Origin of the sequence: Cypionkella sp., from assembly GCF_034376685.1 — a bacterium.
In the GTDB taxonomy this organism is placed as follows: domain Bacteria; phylum Pseudomonadota; class Alphaproteobacteria; order Rhodobacterales; family Rhodobacteraceae; genus Cypionkella.
The window spans coordinates 63,497-83,980 of the sequence record NZ_JAXMJJ010000108.1 but is presented as its reverse complement, the minus strand read 5'-3'; the positions used below and the strand labels follow the sequence as shown (position 1 = coordinate 83,980).

General features: G+C 60.7%; 21 protein-coding genes. 8 read left to right on the top strand and 13 right to left on the bottom strand.

Going from position 1 to position 20,484, the window contains the following annotated elements; all coding sequences use genetic code 11:
• Positions 1-92: 92 nt before the first annotated feature.
• The 4 genes from ctrA to U1A24_RS20435 all read left to right on the top strand — a co-directional run bounded on the left by ctrA (position 93) and on the right by U1A24_RS20435 (position 5,289).
• Positions 93-806 carry a response regulator transcription factor CtrA gene (ctrA, locus tag U1A24_RS20450; protein ID WP_322323829.1) on the top strand — a complete coding sequence of 238 codons (714 nt, stop codon included), beginning with the start codon at positions 93-95 and terminating at the stop codon, positions 804-806.
• 72 nt (positions 807-878) lie between these two features.
• On the top strand, positions 879-2,993 hold the full coding sequence (gene ligA, locus U1A24_RS20445; protein ID WP_322323828.1) for an NAD-dependent DNA ligase LigA: 2,115 nt from the start codon (positions 879-881) through the stop codon (positions 2,991-2,993).
• Entirely contained in the window at positions 2,990-5,074 is a 2,085-nt protein-coding gene (gene recG, locus U1A24_RS20440) for an ATP-dependent DNA helicase RecG (RefSeq protein WP_322323827.1), read from the top strand. The genes ligA and recG overlap by 4 nt, the downstream gene beginning before the upstream one ends.
• A gap of 92 nt (positions 5,075-5,166) precedes the next feature.
• Positions 5,167-5,289 carry a hypothetical protein gene (locus U1A24_RS20435; RefSeq protein ID WP_322323826.1) on the top strand — a complete coding sequence of 41 codons (123 nt, stop codon included), beginning with the start codon at positions 5,167-5,169 and terminating at the stop codon, positions 5,287-5,289.
• 137 nt (positions 5,290-5,426) lie between these two features.
• Here the strand turns inward: U1A24_RS20435 and U1A24_RS20430 are convergent, their stop codons facing one another.
• The gene (locus tag U1A24_RS20430; protein WP_322323825.1) at positions 5,427-5,861 is read right to left on the bottom strand and encodes an iron-sulfur cluster assembly scaffold protein; all 435 of its coding nucleotides are present in this window, start codon (positions 5,859-5,861) and stop codon (positions 5,427-5,429) included.
• Between the two features lie 61 nt (positions 5,862-5,922).
• Between U1A24_RS20430 and hisI the strand changes: the two genes are divergently transcribed.
• Positions 5,923-6,279: a phosphoribosyl-AMP cyclohydrolase gene (gene hisI, locus U1A24_RS20425; protein WP_322323824.1), complete on the top strand. Its 357-nt coding sequence runs from the start codon at positions 5,923-5,925 to the stop codon at positions 6,277-6,279.
• Here the strand turns inward: hisI and gluQRS are convergent.
• The 6 genes from gluQRS to gyrA form a co-directional block, all read right to left on the bottom strand.
• Positions 6,274-7,125: a tRNA glutamyl-Q(34) synthetase GluQRS gene (gene gluQRS / locus U1A24_RS20420; RefSeq protein WP_322323823.1), complete on the bottom strand. Its 852-nt coding sequence runs from the start codon at positions 7,123-7,125 to the stop codon at positions 6,274-6,276. The genes hisI and gluQRS overlap by 6 nt on opposite strands.
• A complete protein-coding gene (gene trmFO / locus U1A24_RS20415; protein ID WP_322323822.1) occupies positions 7,113-8,441 on the bottom strand; it encodes a methylenetetrahydrofolate--tRNA-(uracil(54)-C(5))-methyltransferase (FADH(2)-oxidizing) TrmFO in 1,329 nt (442 codons plus the stop codon). Before trmFO ends, gluQRS begins: the two co-directional genes overlap by 13 nt.
• Positions 8,442-8,467: 26 nt before the next feature.
• Positions 8,468-8,818, bottom strand: coding sequence for a DUF6614 family protein (locus U1A24_RS20410; RefSeq protein WP_322323821.1), 351 nt, complete (start codon positions 8,816-8,818; stop codon positions 8,468-8,470).
• Between the two features lie 108 nt (positions 8,819-8,926).
• Positions 8,927-9,301 carry a DoxX family protein gene (locus U1A24_RS20405; protein ID WP_322323820.1) on the bottom strand — a complete coding sequence of 125 codons (375 nt, stop codon included), beginning with the start codon at positions 9,299-9,301 and terminating at the stop codon, positions 8,927-8,929.
• Between the two features lie 133 nt (positions 9,302-9,434).
• On the bottom strand, positions 9,435-9,755 hold the full coding sequence (locus U1A24_RS20400; protein ID WP_322323819.1) for a hypothetical protein: 321 nt from the start codon (positions 9,753-9,755) through the stop codon (positions 9,435-9,437).
• Entirely contained in the window at positions 9,748-12,465 is a 2,718-nt protein-coding gene (gyrA, locus tag U1A24_RS20395; RefSeq protein ID WP_322323818.1) for a DNA gyrase subunit A, read from the bottom strand. Before gyrA ends, U1A24_RS20400 begins: the two co-directional genes overlap by 8 nt.
• Positions 12,466-12,658: 193 nt before the next feature.
• Here gyrA and U1A24_RS20390 point away from each other — a divergent pair, with 193 nt between their 5' ends.
• Together U1A24_RS20390 and U1A24_RS20385 are read left to right on the top strand one after the other, a co-directional pair.
• Positions 12,659-12,928, top strand: a complete 270-nt coding sequence (locus U1A24_RS20390; RefSeq protein ID WP_322323817.1) for an usg protein — start codon at positions 12,659-12,661, stop codon at positions 12,926-12,928.
• 63 nt (positions 12,929-12,991) lie between these two features.
• On the top strand, positions 12,992-14,032 hold the full coding sequence (locus tag U1A24_RS20385) for a lysine-2,3-aminomutase-like protein (protein ID WP_322323816.1): 1,041 nt from the start codon (positions 12,992-12,994) through the stop codon (positions 14,030-14,032).
• Here the strand turns inward: U1A24_RS20385 and U1A24_RS20380 are convergent.
• A complete protein-coding gene (locus U1A24_RS20380) occupies positions 14,029-15,072 on the bottom strand; it encodes an ornithine cyclodeaminase (RefSeq protein WP_322323815.1) in 1,044 nt (347 codons plus the stop codon). The two genes, U1A24_RS20385 and U1A24_RS20380, sit on opposite strands and share 4 nt — an antisense overlap.
• A gap of 21 nt (positions 15,073-15,093) precedes the next feature.
• Complete coding sequence (gene rocF / locus U1A24_RS20375; protein WP_322323814.1) at positions 15,094-16,017, bottom strand: arginase; 924 nt, start codon at positions 16,015-16,017, stop codon at positions 15,094-15,096.
• A gap of 107 nt (positions 16,018-16,124) precedes the next feature.
• Between rocF and U1A24_RS20370 the strand changes: the two genes are divergently transcribed.
• The gene (locus U1A24_RS20370; RefSeq protein WP_322323847.1) at positions 16,125-16,556 is read left to right on the top strand and encodes an Lrp/AsnC family transcriptional regulator; all 432 of its coding nucleotides are present in this window, start codon (positions 16,125-16,127) and stop codon (positions 16,554-16,556) included.
• A gap of 7 nt (positions 16,557-16,563) precedes the next feature.
• Here U1A24_RS20370 and U1A24_RS20365 read toward each other — a convergent pair whose 3' ends face one another.
• The 4 genes from U1A24_RS20365 to ilvN all read right to left on the bottom strand — a co-directional run bounded on the left by U1A24_RS20365 (position 16,564) and on the right by ilvN (position 20,463).
• Positions 16,564-17,337, bottom strand: coding sequence for an enoyl-CoA hydratase-related protein (locus U1A24_RS20365; protein ID WP_322323813.1), 774 nt, complete (start codon positions 17,335-17,337; stop codon positions 16,564-16,566).
• A 63-nt stretch (positions 17,338-17,400) separates the two neighbouring features.
• The gene (locus U1A24_RS20360; protein ID WP_322323812.1) at positions 17,401-17,847 is read right to left on the bottom strand and encodes a cytochrome c-type biogenesis protein; all 447 of its coding nucleotides are present in this window, start codon (positions 17,845-17,847) and stop codon (positions 17,401-17,403) included.
• A gap of 3 nt (positions 17,848-17,850) precedes the next feature.
• Positions 17,851-19,818, bottom strand: a complete 1,968-nt coding sequence (locus tag U1A24_RS20355) for a heme lyase CcmF/NrfE family subunit (protein WP_322323811.1) — start codon at positions 19,816-19,818, stop codon at positions 17,851-17,853.
• A gap of 84 nt (positions 19,819-19,902) precedes the next feature.
• Positions 19,903-20,463, bottom strand: a complete 561-nt coding sequence (gene ilvN / locus U1A24_RS20350; protein WP_054004557.1) for an acetolactate synthase small subunit — start codon at positions 20,461-20,463, stop codon at positions 19,903-19,905.
• Positions 20,464-20,484 lie beyond the last annotated feature (21 nt).

Here is a 20,484-nt window from a genome sequence, read left to right as displayed (position 1 = left end):
TGTTTTCGCAAATCCTTCCGTCACAGTAACGTGTAGTTAACCATTGCCAGCCAAAGTCATTAACGAACAAGAGCCTGTGACGGAGCCCCGGAATGCGAATTTTACTGGTTGAGGACGATCCTACCACTTCCCGTAGTATCGAATTGATGCTGACCCACGCGAATTTGAATGTCTATTGCACCGATCTTGGTGAGGATGGCATCGATTTGGCGAAACTTTATGATTACGATCTGATTCTGCTGGATCTCAATCTGCCGGATATGTCGGGGCACGAGGTGTTGCGGCAGTTGCGCCTCGCCCGGATCGAAACGCCGATTCTGATTCTCTCGGGCTCGGACGATGCCGAGAACAAGATCAAAGGTTTTGGCTTTGGCGCAGATGACTATCTGACCAAGCCGTTCCACCGCGAAGAACTGGTGGCGCGGATCCATGCCATCATCCGTCGCTCGAAGGGGCACAGCCAGTCGATGATCAAGACCGGCAGCGTCAATGTGAACCTTGATGCCAAGACGGTCGATGTCGGCGGCAACATGGTGCATCTGACCGGCAAGGAATATCAGATGCTGGAGCTGCTATCGTTGCGCAAAGGCACAACCCTGACCAAAGAGATGTTTCTCAATCACCTCTACGGCGGCATGGATGAACCAGAGCTGAAAATCATCGATGTGTTCATCTGCAAGTTGCGCAAGAAACTGGCTGAGGCGACGGGCGGGCAAAACTATATCGAAACCGTCTGGGGCCGTGGCTATGTGTTGCGCGAACCCGGCATCGCTACGGTCACGCCCCGGCTGGCCGCCAGCGCTTGATCCGCTGCTTGGCCGTGCTTGCCCATTCCCGGTGCGCCGCTTAACTTGTGGCAAACGGGAATGGGGGCGGCAATGACGGCGGAGCTAGAGCAATTGACCGAGGCCGAGGCCCGAGCAGAACTCGCCCGACTGGCCGAGCTGATTGCGGCGGCCAATCGCGCCTATCACACGCTGGATACGCCAGAGATATCGGATGCCGAATTTGACGCGTTAAAACGGCGGAATCTGGCGATTGAGACGCGGTTTCCAGCGCTAAAGCTGGCGGACAGCCCCTCGGATCACGTCGGCGCGGCGCTGGCAGATGGCTTTGGCAAGGTGGCGCATGCCGTGCGGATGCTGTCCCTGGAAAACGCGTTTGACGACAGCGATATCACTGATTTTGAAGAAAGGGTGCGCAAATATCTGGGTCTGAAAGCCGGGGTGGCCTTTACGGCAGAGCCCAAGATTGACGGGTTGTCGCTGTCTTTGCGCTATGAGCGCGGCGTTCTGGTGCAGGCGGCGACGCGCGGCGACGGCGAGGTGGGCGAAAATGTCACCGAAAATGCCCGCACCATTGGCGATATTCCGCAGCTGTTGACCGATGCGCCAGATCTTCTGGAGGTGCGGGGTGAAGTCTACATGAGCCACGCCGATTTTGCCGCATTGAACCAACGGCAGGCGGCAAAAGGCGAAAAAGTCTTCGCCAATCCGCGCAACGCCGCTGCGGGCAGCCTGCGCCAACTGGATGCCGGCATCACTGCCGCACGTCCGCTGCGATTCTTCGCCTATGCCTGGGGGGCTTTGTCGGCACCTTTGGCCGCCACGCAGTTTGACGCGATTGCGCGGCTTAAGCATATGGGGTTTCAGACAAATCCTCTGACCGTGCTCTGCACCGGTCCGGCTGAAATGCTGAGCCATTACGCCGATATCGAAGCAGACCGCGCCAATCTGGGCTATGACATCGACGGTGTGGTCTACAAGGTGAATGATCTGGCCCTGCAAGCCCGTCTGGGGTTTCGCTCGGCCACCCCCCGCTGGGCGATTGCGCATAAATTCCCCGCCGAGCTGGCCTGGACCCGGCTGGAGGCGATCGACATTCAGGTTGGCCGCACCGGCGCACTGTCGCCTGTTGCGCGGCTGATCCCGGTGACGGTGGGCGGGGTGGTGGTGTCGAACGCGACGCTGCACAATGAAGATTACATCGCGGGCCGCGGCGCCAAGGGCAATCCGATCCGCGAAGGTCGCGATATTCGCATCGGCGATTGGGTGCAGATTTACCGCGCTGGCGACGTGATCCCGAAAATTGCCGATGTTGACCTGCAGCGGCGGCCAGAATTTGCGCAGCCTTTTGTTTTTCCACAGATTTGCCCGGAATGTGGCTCGGTTGCGCATCGCGAACCGGGCGATGCGGTGCGCCGCTGCACCGGCGGGCTGATCTGTCCGGCACAGGCAGTAGAGCGGCTGAAACATTTCGTCTCGCGCGGGGCGTTTGACATCGAAGGTCTGGGTGCAAAACAGGTTGAAATGTTTTTTCATGATGCCGATCTGCCGGTAAAAACCCCGGCGGATATTTTCACACTGGCCGCGCGCGACGAAGCCAATGGTCTGAAAAGGCTAAAGAATCGTGATGGATTTGGCGAAACCTCGGCAAAGAAACTGTTCGCTGCAATTGAAGCGAAACGCAGCATCCCGCTGGATAGGTTGATTTTCGGCCTTGGCATCCGTCATGTCGGCGAGGCGGCAGCCAGCCTGCTTGCGCGGCATTACTCGACATGGCAGGCGTTTGAGGCCGCCATCACCCATGCCCTGCCCGAGACGCCGGAATGGGCAGAGCTGATCTCGATTGACGGCGTCGGCGCAGTTCTCGCGGGTTCGCTGGTGGCGGCGTTTCAGAATGGCTCGGAACGCGCGGCGATAGATGCGCTGGTGGCAGAGCTGTCGGTGCAGCCGGTGTTGGCGCGCGCCCCGGTGAACAGCCCGGTTGCGGGTAAGACCGTGGTCTTCACCGGGACGCTGGAGAAGATGACCCGCGCGGAAGCCAAAGCCCGCGCCGAGGCGCTGGGGGCCAAGGTTGCAGGCTCGGTCTCGGCGAAAACCGATCTGCTGGTTGCCGGGCCGGGGGCGGGATCCAAGGCGAAAGATGCGGAAAAGCATGGGGTTACGGTAATCGATGAAGACGGCTGGCTTGCCCTGATAGGTCAGGCATGAGCCGCCCGGAAATTCTGTTTCCGTTGTTTGCCGGGTTGGAAACGCTGGACGGTATCGGCCCGAAAACCGCCAAGGCGTTCGAGGCACTTGGTGTTGAAAAGCCGAAGGACCTGCTGTTTTTGTTGCCGCATTCCGGGGTGGACCGCAGCCGTAAGGCCTCTATCCGCGATGTGGTGCCGCCCTGCACCGTGACGGTCGAGGTTGAGGTCGGTGCGCATTTTCCGCCGCGTCAGAAGGGTCGCCCCTATCGGGTGATGGTGCGCGATGCCGGGCTGGAGTTTCAGCTGGTGTTCTTCCATGCACGCGGCGACTATTTGCAGGGCCTGCTTCCGACCGGTCAGCGCCGTCTGGTGTCCGGGAAGGTGGAACTGTTTGATAGCATCGCACAAATGGTGCACCCAGACCATGTGCTGCGCCCCGAAGAGGCGGGCAGCTTGCCGCAGTTTGAGCCGGTTTATCCGTTGACCGCTGGGGTCACGCAACGCCAGGTGGCCAAGGCTGCGGCCTCGGCTTTGGCCCGTGCGCCGCAGGTGCCGGAATGGATTGATCCCGGTTTGAAGGCGCGGGAGGGCTGGCCAGATTGGCTGACCGCTTTGCAATCCGTGCATACGCCAGCGGATCAAGCGGCGCTGAGCTTTACGCATCCCGCCCGCCAACGCCTTGCTTATGATGAACTTTTTGCGCATCAGCTGACGCTTTCCCTGGCGCGCGCCAGCTTGCGCCGGGGCAAAGGCGTCGCAAGCCAGACGACGGGTCTGCTTCAGACCAAGGTTTTGGCCTCGCTGCCCTATGCGCCTACCTCCGCACAAATTCGCGCGGTGGCCGAGATTGCGCAGGATATGGCGCAGCCGCTGCGGATGAACCGATTGCTGCAAGGCGATGTGGGCTCGGGCAAGACTTTGGTGGCGTTCCTTGCACTGCTGATTGCGGTGGAGGCCGACGGGCAGGGGGTGATGATGGCCCCGACAGAGATTCTCGCCCGCCAGCATCGCGAAGGCCTGATCCCCTTGGCCGAGGCGGCAGGCATCAGACTGGAGATTTTGACCGGGCGTGACAAGGGCGCCGAGCGTGAAGCGAAACTGACCGCCTTGCGAGAGGGGCGGATTCACATCCTGCTGGGCACCCATGCGGTGTTTCAGAAAGATGTGCAGTTTCAAGATCTTCGCCTTGCCGTTGTTGATGAACAACACCGCTTTGGCGTCTCGCAACGCATGGAGCTTGGTGCAAAAGGCCAAGCGGCGGATGTGCTGGTGATGACGGCGACGCCAATTCCGCGCAGTCTGGCACTGGCCAGCTATGGCGATATGGATATCTCGGTGCTGGATGAAAAACCTGCGGGCCGCAAGCCGATCAAGACCGTCATGATCTCGGGCGCGCGGATGGATGAGGTGGTCGGCCATCTTGCCCGCGCGGTGGCCGAGGGGCGGCAAGCCTATTGGGTGTGCCCTTTGGTCGATGAGTCCGAGCTTGTCGATTATGCCAGCGCCGAAGAACGCTTCGCCAGCCTGCGGGCGGCTTTGGGTGATGTGGTGGGAATGGTGCATGGCCAGATGCCTGCCGCCGAGAAAGACGCGGCGATGGCGCGGTTTGTGGCGGGCGTGACCAAGGTTCTGGTGGCGACCACGGTGATCGAAGTCGGTGTGAACGTGCCGAACGCCTCGATCATGGTGATCGAGCGGGCAGAGATCTTTGGCCTCGCGCAGTTGCACCAGTTGCGGGGCAGGGTCGGGCGTGGCAGCGTCGAGTCTACCTGCTTGCTGGTCTATCAAGCGCCGCTTTCTGAAAGTGGCGAACGGCGGCTGAAAGTGATCCGCGATACCGAGGATGGCTTTCGGATTTCCGAAGAAGATCTGTCCATGCGCGGCGCAGGGGATCTGATCGGCACCGCGCAATCTGGCTTGCCACGCTTTCGGGTGGCTGATCTGGAACGTCAGGCCGGGTTGATGGCCGTCGCGCAATCGGATGCCCGTGCTTTGCTGGTGCTGGACCCCGATCTCACCTCGCCGCGTGGCAAAGCAAGCCGGGTGTTGCTGTGGCTGCTTGATCAGGATCGGGCGATTAAACTGATCTCTGTCGGCTGACGTTCTTCTTTGTTCTCAAATGTTCTCATAAAGTTCTTTACAGGTGGTTAGGAATATGAGAACAATAGGGCAACAAGCAAACGGAGGTCGCAATGTTCACTGAGATTACCGAGATCCTGAAACGCTCAAACACCAGCCTTGTCGCTGATGCCGCGGGCGTCGTGTCGCTGTTTGCTCTGCTTTTCGCCGGATTGGGAATATCTGGCACGCTTTGAAGGTTCTGCCTGCGGTCTTGTCGAACCGGGCTCGCGCATCTGTCCCCAAGGGATGCGCCGCGTGGCTGCCCTGCCACTCACCTCGGTTCAAGAACGCCACTTTCCGCCGCCATCCCTGTGGATGTGCGGCGGTTTTTTTATGCTGAGAGCGACGCGGCTTCGCAGGCGGCATCCAGCGCCAGCAAAATCGACGCATGCCGATTCTTGTACGCGCGCGCCGGAATGAGAACTTCGTAACCCTCAAACGGTGCGGTGGGCACCGGGCCGTTGTCTTTCAGCATGGCCCGCAGCTTCTCACGCGCGGCCTCCAGCTCGGCAGGGCTGCGGCCCAGAATCACCCCACCCAAGATCGCGGCCGAGGCTTGACCCAAGGCGCAGGCCTTCACATCTTGCGCGAATTCGGCAACACGACCGTCTTTCAACACCAGATCCACCGTCACCGTTGAGCCGCAAAGCGGAGAGCGTTTGCGCGACGTACCGGTGGGGGCGGGCAGGCGGCCCAGATGCGGAATATCTGCGGCCAGCGCCAGAATCCGACCCGAGTAGAGTTTGACAAGATCGCTGTCGCTCATGACTTCCCCTTTTCTTTTCTGCAAGATAAGCCGACCAAACGCCGTCGCCAAGGAGTAGCCGATGCAATTCGACCCCGCGCGCCTGACTTATGATGCCAATGGCCTGATTCCCTGTATCGCGCAGGATCATGCCTCGGGCGAAGTGCTGATGATGGCCTGGATGAGCGCCGAAAGCCTTGCGCGCACGCTGGAAACCGGGTCGATGACCTATTGGTCGCGCTCGCGTGCCAGCTTTTGGGCGAAGGGCGAAAGCTCGGGGCATGTGCAGCGGCTGGTCGAACTGCGCGTCGATTGCGACAGGGATTGCCTGCTGGCACTGGTTACGCAAGAGGGGCCGGCCTGCCACACCAACCGGCGCAGCTGCTTCTATACGGCGGTGCAGGGTGGCGTCGAAGTGGTGATTTCCGAGCCGCTATAGCCCCACCATGCGGCGAATATCGGCGGGCGTGGCACCCTCAGCACGGAATTTCGACAAGGCACGAGCATCGTCGCGCTTGGCCAACCGCTTGCCCTGATCATCCCGGATCAGGCGGTGGTGGTGATAGATCGGGGTGGGCAGGCCCAGAAGCCGTTGTAAAAGAACATGAATGCGCGTGGCGTCGAACAAATCGGCGCCGCGCACCACCTGCGTCACCCCTTGCGCAGCATCATCTAGCACCACCGACAGGTGATAAGATGTGCCCATGCCTTGGCGGGCCAGAACAATATCGCCGATCTCGGTTTCATAGGCTTCGGCTGAGGTGACGACGGGGCCGCGATGCGCAGCCCCGGTCTCAACAAAGGGCAGTTGGGGAATATCCTGCACCGCCAGACGCATGTTCAGCCGCAACACCGCATCGCGCGTACGCTGGGAAGGTTGCGCCAGACCGCGACAGCTGCCGGGATAAATCAGACCATCCGGGCCGAAAGCCGTGGGCACGCCTTCCTGCGGAGCACTCAGTGCCTGCTCAATATCGCGCCGTGTGCAGGTGCAGCGGTAGAGCAATCCGCGCGCCCACAAATCATCCAGTGCGGCTTGATAGTGCGGCAGTCGGCTGGATTGCCGCAGGACCGGTGCTGGCCAGTCAAGGCCAAGCCATTGCAGATCCTGATAAATCTGCGCCTCCCACTCTGGGCGGCAGCGCTGAGTGTCAATATCTTCAATCCGCAACAGAAAGCTGCCGTCCTCAGTCACCGCCATGTCATGCGCTAGAAGCGCCGAATAGGCATGGCCCAGATGCAAGGGGCCTGTGGGTGAGGGGGCGAAGCGGGTTACGAAAGCCATTCCGTGAACGATTCCTTCGCCCGGTCGGTATAAGCCTTGTAGCGGTCTTTGCGCCCCTTGCGCCCGCCGCGGGCATCAATCGGGGGGAACAGACCGAAGTTCACGTTCATCGGCTGGAAGGTTTTTGCCTCGGCCCCACCAGTGATATGGGTGATCAGCGCACCCATAGCGGTGTCGGGCGGTGGTGGCGGCAATGTGCGGCCCTGCAGTTCGGCAGCGGCCATCCGGCCTGCCAGCAGGCCCATCGCCGAGGATTCGACATAGCCTTCCACCCCGGTGATCTGACCGGCAAAGCGGATATTCGGGCGCGATTTCAGCCGCATCTGCTCATCCAGCAAGGTGGGTGAGTTGATGAAGGTGTTGCGATGAATGCCACCCAACCGGGCAAAATTGGCATTGTGCAGCGCGGGAATCATTTTGAAAACAGCGGTTTGCGCGCCATACTTCATCTTGGTCTGAAAGCCGACGATATTATAGAGCGTGCCAAGTTTGTTGTCGCGGCGCAATTGCACGACGGCATAGGGTTTCATCGGATTATGCGGGTTCGTCAACCCCACAGGCTTCATCGGGCCAAAGCGCAAGGTCTCGCGCCCGCGTTCTGCCATCACTTCAATCGGCAAACACCCGTCAAAATAGCCCGCAGTTTCGCCTTCGTGGAACTCGGTTTTCTCAGCCGCCAGCAGCGCGTCGATGAAGGCATAGTATTCGTCCTTGGTCATCGGGCAGTTCATATAGGCGGTTTGTTCCTCAACAGTCTCACCCTTGTCGTAGCGGCTTTGCATCCAGGCCAGCGACATATCCACCGATTCCGCATATACAATCGGCGCTATGGCGTCGAAAAATGCCAAGGCATCTGCCCCGGTGGCCGCGCGGATGCTGGTCGCCAAGGCACCCGAGGTCAGCGGCCCGGTGGCGATGATCCAGTTGCCCTGATCGGGCAGTTCGGTCACTTCCTCAAAAGAGGCAGAAATTAGCGGATGTGCGTTCAGCTTTGCCGTCACCGCCTCAGAGAATGGATCTCGGTCAACCGCAAGTGCACCGCCTGCGGGCAAGCGATGCCCCTCGGCCATCGCCATGATCAAGCCATTCGCGGCGCGCATCTCCCAGTGCAGCAACCCCACCGCATTGCGCTCGTCATCGTCCGAGCGGAACGAGTTGGAGCAGACCATTTCGGCAAAATTGCCGGTGCGATGCGCGAAGGTGCCGATCTTGGGCCGCATCTCGTGGATCACCACGCGCACGCCTTGTTCCGCCGCCTGCCAAGCCGCTTCCGATCCGGCCATACCGCCGCCGATGATGTGCAATTCTTGTGTCATGGGGGCGATGTAGCCCTGCACGCGGCTTAGATCAAGGCAATGCGTTCACGCAATGCCGCGTCCGGGAACCGGCGGTAAAGGCCCACCTCCATCTGCCCGATCATCTGGTGCATCTGATCATATCGTCGCTCTGCCGCCTCATCCGGGGTAGAAAGTGCCGAAAAGGCAGCATCCAGATCGGCCAGCCCGCCGATGTCGATTTCCAGCAGAAAATCGGTATGCGCGCCCGAGGCGAGACGAAACTTCCGTCGCATCAGCCGCCAATCGACGATCAGACCCTGGGCTTTGAGATAGCTCATCCAAGCCTCTACCGCAGCGGCAAAGGCCAATGCCCGTGCGCCGTCTTTCAGCTCAATCATGCAATGATAGATGTTCATGCCGCCTCCGATCGGTATCAGGAAAGCAGCAATATCTTGCCAAGCTGTTAACCGGGCATGAAAAAGGGCCGGAGTTTCCCCCGGCCCGATTCGAAATTTGCGCTGAATTCAGCGCTTGTCGAGCGCCGGTTTGCCCGCGCCATGTGCGAACAACATCAGGAAACCGCCTGCAATCGCGAAGTTTTTCAGGAAGTTGGTCATCTGCGCCGGATCAGACGGGTTGTGGTACAGCACAGCGGCCACGATGCAGAAGCCCGCGCCCAGCAGCGCCATGATCCGGGTCTGGAAGCCGAGAATCATCGACGCACCCAAGGCCAGCTCAAAGATTACCGCAGGCCAAGCCAGGAAGGTCGGCAGGCCAGCCGAAGCCATATAGCCCGCAAAACCAGCCACATCGCCAAGTTTGCCGAAGCCCGCGATCAAGAACAGCGCGCCGATAAAGATCCGGGCGACCAGCGGGGCGTAGGGAGAGAGTTTATCCATGATTAATCCTGTTAGCGGTGTGAGAGTGCCCAGCACCAAGACGGGTTGGCATCAGACTCTGTTTAACTTGCATCAGATATGCATGAAATAGGTGTCAGCGCGCGTGTAATCTGCACAGGCGCACATAAATCGGTTACGATTTTGCGGCGGCCCAAAGCGCTTGGCGGTGGTGCAGCACAAATTCTTCGGGGTTATCGCCTAAAATGTAACCCAAATGCGCTGCTTTTGTGAAGAAGCCGGGGGCAGGCAGGCCCTGCGCCAACCGGCCCGCGCACAAGGCGGCCCGCAGGGGTTGGGCCGCCAAAGCATCGATTTCCATCAGAGTTTCAAGCGCTTGCGTCAGTCTTGCAATAGCGCCGGGTCCGGGAATGGCCAAATCGCGCGCCAGTTGGCCATAGGTGATCGTCTGCTGAAGCGCGGCCAGTTGGGCCAGCCGCGCCTCAAGTTCATTCATCGCCCTGTTCAGCCACACGGGCGACGGAAACCACTTCTTCACCTTTTCCGGTGTTGAATACCTTTACCCCGCCTGCCGAGCGCGAGCGGAAGGAAATTTGTTCAACGGGCACCCGGATGGATTGCCCTGTGGAGGTTGCCAGCATGATCTGATCGCTCATATCGACCGGGAAAGACGCCACAAGCGGACCGCCGCGCATCGCGCCGTCCATCGCCTTCACGCCCATGCCGCCACGTCCACGCACCGGATAATCGTGGCTGGAGCTAAGCTTGCCGGAACCCGAGGTGGTGATGGTCAAGATCAGATCCTCGGCCGCCGACATTTCGGCATAGCGTTCGGTGGAAAGCTGACCCACGCTGACGGCTTCTTCATCGTCATCGGCTTCCGCTTCGTCCTCAACCGCCCCCGCCATCAGGCGACGCTGTTTGAGGTATGCCGCGCGTTCATCGGGTTCGGCCTCAAAATGCCGGATGATCGACATCGACACCACTTTGTCGTCTTTGCCCAGACGCACGCCCCGCACGCCAGTCGAGCCGCGCGATTTGAACACCCGGATTTCCTGCGTCGAGAAGCGAATAGCCCGCCCGCCTGCCGTGACCAGCATGATATCGTCGTTCTCATCGGCAATTGCGGCGTTCACCAGGAACACGCCTTCCGGCAGCTTCATCGCGATCTTGCCGTTGCGCATCACATTGGTGAAATCCGACAGATCGTTCTGCCGCACATCGCCGTCCGAGGTGGCGAAGACGATTTGCAGGTCTTCCCATTCAGCCTCGGGTGCATCCACCGGCATCAGCGCTGCAATGCTAACCCCTTGCGTAATCGGCAGAATGTTCACCATCGCCTTGCCCTTCGCCGTCCGCCCCGCCAAGGGCAGCCGCCAGGTTTTCAGCTTGTAGACCATGCCATCGGTGGTGAAGAACAAGAGGTTAGTGTGGGTGTTGGCGACAAACAACGTCGTCACCACATCATCTTCTTTCGTCGCCATCGACGACAATCCCTTGCCGCCGCGGTTCTGGCTGCGGAATTCGATCAAAGGCGTGCGTTTGATATAACCGCCCGAGGTGATGGTGACGACCATATCCTCGCGCTCGATCAGGTCTTCGTCTTCCATATCGCCGGCCCAGTCGACGATCTCGGTGCGGCGCGGCACGGCGAATGCGGTTTTCACTTCGCGCAGCTCGTCCGAGATGATCGCCATGATGCGATCGCGCGAGCCCAGAATCTCAAGGTAATCCTTGATCTTGCCGGCCAGCTCTTGCAGCTCGTCGGTGATTTCCTTCACACCCATCGCGGTCAGGCGTTGCAGCCGCAGATCCAAGATCGCGCGGGCTTGCAGTTCCGACAGGTTATAGGTGCCATCCTCGTTGACCGGATGGGTCGGATCGTCGATCAGCCTGATATAGGGGATGATTTCGCCAGCAGGCCAGCGCCGCGTCATCAGCCGTTCGCGCGCTTCGGCCGGATCGGCCGAGGAGCGGATGGTTGCCACCACCTCATCGACATTGGAAACCGCCACCGCCAGACCGCACAGGATATGGCTGCGTTCCCGCGCGCGGCGCAGCTCGTAAGCGGTGCGGCGAGCGACAACTTCTTCGCGGAAGGTGATGAAATGACGCAGAAAATCGGCAAGCGTCAACTGCTCTGGCCGCCCACCATTCAGCGCCAGCATGTTGCAGCCGAACGAGGTTTGCATCGGTGTGAAGCGATAAAGCTGGTTCAGAACCACATCCGCCGTGGCATCGCGCTTCAACTCGATCACCACCCGCACGCCGATCCGGTCGGATTCGTCCTGCACATGGGCGATGCCTTCGATCTTTTTCTCGCGCACTTGTTCGGCGATAATTTCGATCATCCGGGCTTTGTTGACCTGATACGGCACCTCATCAATGATGATCGCCCAGCGGTCTTTACGGATTTCCTCGATACGGGTCTTGGCACGGATGATCACCGAACCTCGGCCCTCAAGATAAGCCTTGCGCGCGCCCGCACGGCCCAGAATGGTCGCCCCGGTCGGGAAATCCGGGGCAGGGATAATCTCCATCAACGCTTCAATGCTGATGTCGGGATTGTCGATCATCGCCAATGTGCCGTCGATCACTTCGCCCAGGTTATGCGGCGGGATGTTGGTGGCCATGCCCACGGCAATACCGCCCGCACCATTGACCAGCATGTTCGGAAAACGCGCGGGCAACACGGTGGGCTCGCGGTCTTTTCCGTCATAGTTGTCTTGGAAATCAACGGTTTCCTTGTCGATATCCGCCAGCAGGAACGCCGCAGGCTTGTCCATCCGCACTTCGGTATAGCGCATCGCCGCCGCCGCATCGCCGTCCATCGAGCCGAAATTGCCTTGGCCGTCCAGCAAAGGCAGGCTCATCGAGAACGGCTGCGCCATCCGCACCAGCGCGTCATAGATCGCGCTATCGCCATGCGGGTGGTATTTCCCCATCGTATCGCCCACCGGGCGCGCCGATTTGCGGTAAGGTTTGTCGTGGCTGTTGTTGGTCTCGTGCATCGCAAACAGGATGCGCCGATGCACCGGCTTCAAACCGTCGCGCAGGTCGGGGATCGCCCGCGAAACGATCACGCTCATCGCGTAATCGAGATAGGCGGTCTTCATCTCGGCGGCGATGTCGATCTGCGGCCCGTCATGGTGCATGCGGATCGGTTTTTCGTCAGCCGTTTCAGGGGTTTCCGGAGTGTCGGTCACTGGGGCCGCGCCTTCCTGTATAGGGTCTAGATATTGTTAGCGGCACCTTACACTATCCCGCATTTGGGGTGCAAGGCAGGTGCGCAAATGGCTTTGGCAGCAGGCGCATGTGAGTGATAACACACTGTTTTTATTGAAAATTAATATGCGAAGCGCAGGATGTACTTGTGGGCTTTGGAAAGGCAGGCAACCCATGCGCACATCCGAGACCGAACTGATGCTGAAAGGCTACGGGCTGACAACGGCAGAGCTATACTACCGGATGCCGGATTATCGCAATGTTCTCAATAGCTTCACCTGGCAAGACTATGATCTTGCCCCGGATTATCCGCAGCTTTTCGGCTTTATCGAGTTTTGGCAAAGCCAGATCGAAGGCCCGTTGCATTCGGTGCGATTCACCCATCGCAAGCTGATCGCGCCGGGGGAATGGCGCAACGTAGTGGGCGAATTTCGGCTGCATTAGGGCCGCTTGCCATTTCAACCCGGCGCGCGGATAAGCACCGCTGGAGTTTTGAAGGCGGTCGATATGACAATTCTGCCACAGCGCGCGCTGACGCGGGTTGAGGATCTGGTTGCGGCGGGGTTGGCCCCCGCCGAGCAAGCCAATGCATTGCAGCAGGTGGCCGAAGCCTTCCGCATCCGGCTTTCGCCCGAGATGCAGGCGGCGCTGACCGATCGTGATGATCCGATTGCTCGCCAGTTCCTGCCTGATGCCGCCGAGCTCACCATCCGCCCGGAAGAACTGCACGACCCCATCGGTGACACCACCTACAGCCCCACCCCCGGCGTGACCCACCGCTACCCCGACCGCGTCATCCTTGCCGCCACCCACACCTGCGAGGTCTATTGCCGCTTCTGCTTCCGGCGTGAGGCGGTGGGCGAAGACGGCGCTTTGCCCGAAGCGGATCTGGAGGCGGCCCTTGCCTATATCGCCGCGACCCCCGCGATATGGGAGGTGATCCTGACCGGCGGCGATCCCTTGGTGCTGTCACCGCGCCGTCTGTCCGCGCTGATGCAGCGGTTGTCGGCGATCCCGCATGTCGAGATCGTGCGCTTTCACACCCGCGTCCCCGTGGTCGCCCCGGCGCGGATCACCGATGAAATGATCGCAGCGTTGCGCGCGCGGCCCACCACTTACCTTGTGCTGCACACCAACCATGCGCAGGAAATCACCCCCGCCGCACAGGCTGCGCTGAAACGCCTCGCCGATGCCGGTATTCCGCTGCTGTCGCAAACCGTTTTGCTGCGCGGCATCAACGACGATGCCGCCACGTTGGAAACCCTGTTCCGCACCCTGCTGCGCCACCGCGTGACGCCGTATTACCTGCACCATTGCGACCTTGCCCGCGGCACCAGCCATTTTCGCACCACAATCGCCGCGGGTCAGGCGATCATGGCGCAGTTGCGGGGCAGGCTGTCAGGTATCGGCGTTCCCACCTATGTGCTGGATATTCCAGGTGGATTTGGCAAAGTGCCAATTGGGCCGGGCTATGTCGAAGCCCAAGGCGATGCCTATCAAATCACCGACTGGCAGGGCAGGCGGCACAGCTACCGCGATCCGGCTTAACCTGCCCGCAAGATCATCCCGAACAAATCGCGCGGATCATCGGGATCGGCGATCATATCCAACTGGGTGAACAGCCCGGTTTCCTCCAGCTTGCTGCGCACATAGCGCAAGGCGCTGAAATCCTCGACGGCAAAACCCACAGAATCAAACAAGGTGATCTCGCGCAGATCCGTCCGGCCCTTGGCTTGGCCGTTGATAACTTGCCACAATTCGATCACCGGATGATCGGCGTCTAACTGTTGAATTTCGCCCTCAATCCGGGTCTGCTCGGGGTATTCAACGAAGATCGACGACCGCAGCAGGATGTCCTTATGCAGCTCGGTCTTGCCGGGGCAATCGCCGCCGACCGCGTTGATATGCACGCCAGAGCCGACCATGTTATCGGTCAGGATCGTGGCATACTGCTTGTCCGCCGTGACGGTGGTGATGATCTGCGCGCCCAGAATGGCTTCTTCAGGCGTGTCACAAGACACCACCTTCAGGCCCCGGCCCGCCAAGTTCGCCGCACATTTCGCCGTCGCCGCAGGGTCAATATCGTAAAGCCGCACGTCGGAAATCCCGCAGATCGCCTTGAAGCCAAGCGCCTGAAATTCCGCCTGCGCACCATTGCCGATCAGCGCCATCGTGGTCGATCCCGCAGGCGCCAACCACTTCGCCGCCATCGCTGACGTAGCCGCCGTCCGCAGCGCGGTCAGGATGGTCATCTCTGAGAGCAGCACCGGATAACCCGTCGCCACATCTGCCAAAAGTCCAAAGGCTGTAACGGTTTGCAAGCCTTTCTTCATGTTGCTGGGGTGGCCGTTGACGTATTTGAAACCATAGGTCTCACCGTCCGAAGTCGGCATCAACTCGATCACGCCAACATCGGAATGCGAAGCCACCCGAGGCGTTTTGTCGAACAAGGGCCAGCGGTGAAAATCCGCCTCAATCTCGGCGGCAAGGTCAATCAACACCTGCTCCACCCCCAGATGCAGCACCAGTTTCAGCATGTGATCGACAGAGACGAAGGGCACATAGGCCTGACGCGACGGCGTGTTCATCGGGTTTCCTTGGGTGAAAGGTTAGAAGCTGCGGGTGGGGCGGTCGAAGACCTTGCGGCCCATCAGCGAGCCTACCAATTCGACCATCAGTTTGGCGGTGCGGCCGCGCTCATCGAGAAACGGGTTCAACTCGACCAAATCCAGCGAGGTCACCAGAGCGGATTCGTGCAGCAGTTCCATCACCAGATGCGCCTCACGGAAGGTCGTGCCGCCCGGAACCGTGGTGCCGACCGCCGGCGCAATCGACGGATCCAGAAAATCCACATCCAACGACACATGCAGCATGCCGCCCGCATCCCGCACCATATCCAGAAACTCCCGCAACGGGGCGACGATGCCACGCTCATCCAGCACCCGCATGTCATTGATCGCAATGTCATGTTTCAACAGCGCCGCATGTTCGGCAGGGTCCACCGAACGGATACCATAAAGACAAATCCGCGCCGCCGGGATCGGTTTGGGGAAGGGAGGAAAAGCCTCAAATCCCTCACGGCCCGCAATATAGGCCACCGGTGTTCCGTGCAGATTGCCGCTTTGGGTGGTCATCGGAGTGTGGAAATCCGAATGCGCATCCAGCCACAACAGGAACAGCGGGCGATCCACCCGCGCGGCATAGCTTGCGGCCCCGGCAACCGAGCCCAAAGCCAGCGAATGATCGCCGCCCAGAACAATCGGCAAACCGCCTTGGCTTAAGGCATCATCCACCTTGTCGGCCAACACTTCGGTCCAGCCCAGCACTTCCGCCAAGCTATGCACCGCCGGATTCGGGCAGTTCACCACCTGCAACGCGGGCAGCGCCATATCGCCCCAATCTTCAACCCCATGCCCCAATTCGCGGATGGCTTGCGCCAACCCTGCCACGCGATAGGCGGTTGGCCCCATCACGCAACCGGGGCGGCGCTGGCCTTCGTCAATCGGCGCACCGATCAGAATGGTGTTGGGCATGGGATTCTCCTTTGGCGCGATACTCTTTCCATCTTGCGTCGAATCATACAGATATTTATGGCGATCTGCATAATCCACCTCGCATAATGGCAGGAAAGTTGACCATGTTGGACGAAACCGATACGCGCCTGATTGCCGAGTTGCGCCGCGACGGTCGTGCGGCTTTGTCCGACCTTTCCGAACGCCTTGGCCTGTCCCGCGCCACCGTCCGCACGCGGATGGAGCGGTTGACTGCCAAGGGCGAAATCGCGGGTTTTACTGTGCTGACGCGGTCAGATGTCGCCGAAGCCCCGGTGCGCGGGCTGATGATGATCATCATCGAGGGCAAGGGCGGCGAGAAGGTGATGGCGCGGCTGGCAGGGATTCCTGCGGTGATGGCGGTGCATTCAACCAACGGCAAATGGAGCCTGATCGCCGAGATTTCCGCCCAGACCCTGATCGAACTGGATGAGGTGATCAACCGCATCCGCAATATTGATGGCGTGCTGACCTCGGAAACCAACCTGCTGCTGTCAACCCGCAAGGCCGGGCGGCGTTAAGCCGCCCTCACACGCCGCGAAATTTTGCGGCGCGCTTTTCCAGAAATGCCGCGACACCTTCACGGAAATCTTCCGTAGCGCCGCATTCCCCCTGCAACCGCGCCTCCAGCGCCAGTTGCTGATCCAGATCATTGCCAAACGACGCCCGCAGCGCGGTTTTCACACCGCGATAGGCCAGGGTCGGCCCGTTCGCCAGGGCAAGGGCGCGCGCCTGCCAATGTGCGGCAAAGCCTTGATCTGGCACGCATTCATAGATCATGCCCCAATCCGCCGCCTGCCGCGCCGTCACCTTGTCGGCAAACAGGATCGAGCCCATCGCCCGTGCAAGCCCGATCTGGCGCGGCAACCAATAGCTGCCGCCAGCATCCGGCACCAAACCAATCCGGGTGAAGGCCTGAATAAAGCTGGCACTTTCGCAAGCGATCACCACATCCGCCGCCAGCGCCAGATTGGCCCCAGCCCCCGCCGCAGCCCCTTGCACCGCTGAAATCGTAGGTATCGGGCAATCGGTGATCGCCTTCAGCAGCGGCACATATTCTTCATTCAGAATCCGCTCCAGATCCAGCGCGCCAATCGCCGCCGCATCACCCAGATCCTGACCCGAGCAGAACGCGCGGCCCGCCCCGGTGATCACCAGCACGCGCCCCGCATCGCTGGCGCGCAGCACCGCCTCGCGCATTTCCGTCCGCAGCACGGTCGAAAGCGCGTTCATCACCTCGGGTCGATTGAGCGTGATCACCGCCACGCCCGCGCTCAGCTGATATGTAATGGTCTGAAACATTAAAGCCCCCCTGATCCGCACTAGCTTATCAGGGCAGGGAAGCCGGGCCAGTGAAACCCAGCGTCACTTTTTCAGCAGTTCGGCCAGTCGTGCCTTATCGGCTTCGCTCAGGCTTTCCGCCTCGGGGGCCGCCGCGCGTTTGCGCGACATCGCCAAAGCGATCCCCGCGCCCGCCAGCAGCATGGCCGGACCCGCCAGCCACAGGATCAGGCTCGATCCTTGGGCGCGCGGCTTATACAGCACAAATTCGCCAAACCGCGCCACGATGTAATCGACCACCTGATCATCGCTGTCGCCCGCCACCAGACGCTCGCGCACCGCCAGCCGCAGATCGCGGCTGATCGGTGCGTTGGAATCGTCGATGGTTTCGCCCTGACAGACCGGGCAGCGCAGGTTTTCGGAGATCGCCCGCGCCCGCGCTTCCAGCGCCACATCGGGCAGGATTTCATCGGGTTGCACCGCGAAAGCCGGGGAAGCGATCAGCACCAAAGCAAGGATCCAGCTGCGCATCACCTACTCCGCCGCCACGGCCACGGGGGCCCGCGCACCCGCCGCCACCCGGAAGCGCCGGTCTGACAGGCTGAAGAACCCACCCAGCGCCATCAGCAAAGCGCCGCCCCAAATCCAGTTGGCGAAGGGTTTGATATAGCTGCGCACCGCATAGCCACCATCATTTTGCGCGTCCCCGATCACCAGATACAGGTCACGGAACACCCCCAGATCAATCGCGGCCTCGGTCGTGGGCATCCCGGCCACCGGATAGACCCGCTTTTCAGGATGCAAGCTTGCCACGGTGACCCCGGCCTTGCGCACCAGCAAATCCGCCATAATCGACGTGTAATTCGGCCCCGCCACATCATTGACCGCCTGCAATGTCACCTCATATTCGCCCAAAGCAAAGCTTTCGCCGATCTTCACGGTGCGGATATCCTCGGTGGTCCAGGCCGTCATTGCCGCCACCGCAAAGATCGTGACACCCATGCCCGCATGTGCCAGCATCTTGCCCAGATCGGCGCGGGGCAGGCGGGTCAGCCGCCCCAGTCGCGCGCCAAGGCTGCCGCGCCCCAGCCGCTGTCCCAGATCCACCAGCGCGCCCAGCACCACCCAGGCCCCAAGCGAGGCCCCCACCGGACCCAGCGCGCTTTTGCCCGATTGCATGGCATAAATCAGCAGCCCCAGCGCCAAAGCCAGCGCCAAAGCCCCGCGCAATGGCCGCAATGTCCGCCGAATTTCAGCCCGTTTCCACGGCAGCATCGCCCCTACTGGAAGGATGATGGCAAGGATCACCATGAAGGGGGAAAATGCCGCGTCAAAGAACGGCGGGCCGACGGATAGTTTGCGCGCGAACACCAGTTCCGCAATCAAGGGCCAGATCGTGCCGACAAACACCACCAAAGCCGAAACCGCCAGCAGCAGGTTGTTGGCCACCAGCGCGGTTTCCCGGCTGATCACCCCAAACACGCCCTTCGCCTCTAACACGCTGGCGCGAAACGCAAACAGCGTCAGCGCCCCGCCCATGAAGAAGCCCAGAATGCCAAGGATGAACACCCCCCGCGCCGGATCATTGGCAAAGGCATGCACCGAGGTGATCACGCCCGATCGGACAATAAACGTCCCCGTCAGGCTGAATCCAAACGCCAGGATCGCCAGCAAGATCGTCCAGGCTTTCAGGCTCTCGCGCTTTTCCACCACGATGGCCGAGTGCAACAGCGCCGCCGCGATCAGCCACGGCATGAAGCTGGCGTTCTCCACCGGATCCCAAAACCAGAACCCGCCCCAGCCAAGTTCATAATAGGCCCACCACGAGCCCATCGCGATGCCAATGGTCAGGAAAATCCACGCCGCCAGCGTCCAGGGCCGCACCCAGCGCCCCCAAGCCGCATCCACCCGGCCTTCCAGCAGGGCGGCGATGGCGAAAGAAAAGCTCATCGAAAGCCCGACATAGCCCAGATACAAAAACGGCGGATGAAACGCCAAACCGGGGTCTTGCAGCAGCGGGTTAAGATCATTGCCGTTCATCGGCGGGCTGGCCAGCCGCACAAAGGGGTTTGAGGTCAGCAGCATGAACGCCATGAACGCCACGCCAATCGCGCCCTGCACCGCCAACACCCGCGCCTTCAGGCTGCTGGGCAGATTACCGCCAAACCACGCAGCGCAGGCGCCAAACCCCGCCAAAATCAGCACCCAGAGCAACAGGCTGCCCTCATGGTTGCCCCAAACCCCCGCCACTTTATACAGCATCGGCTTGTCGGTATGCGAATTCTCGACCACCAGTTTCAGCGAAAAGTCTGACGTGACAAAGCCATAGGTCAGCGCCGCAAAGCTGGTTGCCACCAGCAGAAACTGGATAACCGCCGCCGGATCGCCCACCGCCATCAACCGCGCATCGCGCCGATACGCGCCCCAGAGCGGCAGACTGGATTGCACCAGCGCCACCATGAAGGCCAGCACCAAGGTGAAATGTCCGAATTCAATGATCATCGCGGCCTCCCGATTGCTTTCGGTATAGGCCAGATCGGGCTGGTCGGAAATGGCCTGCGCGAACGTGTCGCGCAGGCGTTACCCTCACACCCCGCGCGACAGCGCCGCCACCCCGGTCCGCGCCATCTCGCGCAGGCCCAAAGGCCGCATCAGCTCGGCAAAGCTGTCAATCTTTTCCGGTGTGCCGGTCATCTCGAACACGAAGGACTCCAGCGTCGAATCCACCACATGCGCGCGGAAAATCTCGGCCAACCGCAGCGCCTCAATCCGCGCCTCGCCCTTGCCCGCCACTTTCAGCAACGCGAGTTCACGTTGCACAGCGGGGCCTTCCACCGTCAGATCATGCACCTCATAGACCGGCACCATGCGCGCCAGTTGCGCTTTGATCTGCACGATCACTTCGGGCGTGCCCGTCGTCACCACGGTAATCCGGCTGCGGTGGCTGGTATGATCCACTTCGGCCACCGTCAGACTGTCGATGTTATAGCCGCGCGCGGTGAACAAGCCGATCACCCGTGCCAAAACCCCCGGCTCATTCTCGACGATCACCGCCAGAGTATGCGTCTCAATCACCGGCGCATTCGGGTCGCGCAACTCATAAGCCGAATGGCTGGACGCGCTTTTCTTGATGTTTAGCGGAGACATCTTTGGTCATCCTCTGTGTAA

Excerpts from the sequence above, each read along its gene's own strand:
- ctrA (WP_322323829.1), top strand. The coding sequence starts at position 93 with ATGCGAATTTTACTGGTTGAGGACGATCCTACCACTTCCCGTAGTATC.
- ligA (WP_322323828.1), top strand. The coding sequence starts at position 879 with ATGACGGCGGAGCTAGAGCAATTGACCGAGGCCGAGGCCCGAGCAGAA.
- recG (WP_322323827.1), top strand. The coding sequence starts at position 2,990 with ATGAGCCGCCCGGAAATTCTGTTTCCGTTGTTTGCCGGGTTGGAAACG.
- U1A24_RS20435 (WP_322323826.1), top strand. The coding sequence starts at position 5,167 with ATGTTCACTGAGATTACCGAGATCCTGAAACGCTCAAACACCAGCCTT.
- U1A24_RS20430 (WP_322323825.1), bottom strand. The coding sequence starts at position 5,861 with ATGAGCGACAGCGATCTTGTCAAACTCTACTCGGGTCGGATTCTGGCG.
- hisI (WP_322323824.1), top strand. The coding sequence starts at position 5,923 with ATGCAATTCGACCCCGCGCGCCTGACTTATGATGCCAATGGCCTGATT.
- gluQRS (WP_322323823.1), bottom strand. The coding sequence starts at position 7,125 with ATGGCTTTCGTAACCCGCTTCGCCCCCTCACCCACAGGCCCCTTGCAT.
- trmFO (WP_322323822.1), bottom strand. The coding sequence starts at position 8,441 with ATGACACAAGAATTGCACATCATCGGCGGCGGTATGGCCGGATCGGAA.
- U1A24_RS20410 (WP_322323821.1), bottom strand. The coding sequence starts at position 8,818 with ATGAACATCTATCATTGCATGATTGAGCTGAAAGACGGCGCACGGGCA.
- U1A24_RS20405 (WP_322323820.1), bottom strand. The coding sequence starts at position 9,301 with ATGGATAAACTCTCTCCCTACGCCCCGCTGGTCGCCCGGATCTTTATC.
- U1A24_RS20400 (WP_322323819.1), bottom strand. The coding sequence starts at position 9,755 with ATGAATGAACTTGAGGCGCGGCTGGCCCAACTGGCCGCGCTTCAGCAG.
- U1A24_RS20390 (WP_322323817.1), top strand. The coding sequence starts at position 12,659 with ATGCGCACATCCGAGACCGAACTGATGCTGAAAGGCTACGGGCTGACA.
- U1A24_RS20385 (WP_322323816.1), top strand. The coding sequence starts at position 12,992 with ATGACAATTCTGCCACAGCGCGCGCTGACGCGGGTTGAGGATCTGGTT.
- U1A24_RS20380 (WP_322323815.1), bottom strand. The coding sequence starts at position 15,072 with ATGAACACGCCGTCGCGTCAGGCCTATGTGCCCTTCGTCTCTGTCGAT.
- rocF (WP_322323814.1), bottom strand. The coding sequence starts at position 16,017 with ATGCCCAACACCATTCTGATCGGTGCGCCGATTGACGAAGGCCAGCGC.
- U1A24_RS20365 (WP_322323813.1), bottom strand. The coding sequence starts at position 17,337 with ATGTTTCAGACCATTACATATCAGCTGAGCGCGGGCGTGGCGGTGATC.
- U1A24_RS20360 (WP_322323812.1), bottom strand. The coding sequence starts at position 17,847 with ATGCGCAGCTGGATCCTTGCTTTGGTGCTGATCGCTTCCCCGGCTTTC.
- U1A24_RS20355 (WP_322323811.1), bottom strand. The coding sequence starts at position 19,818 with ATGATCATTGAATTCGGACATTTCACCTTGGTGCTGGCCTTCATGGTG.
- ilvN (WP_054004557.1), bottom strand. The coding sequence starts at position 20,463 with ATGTCTCCGCTAAACATCAAGAAAAGCGCGTCCAGCCATTCGGCTTAT.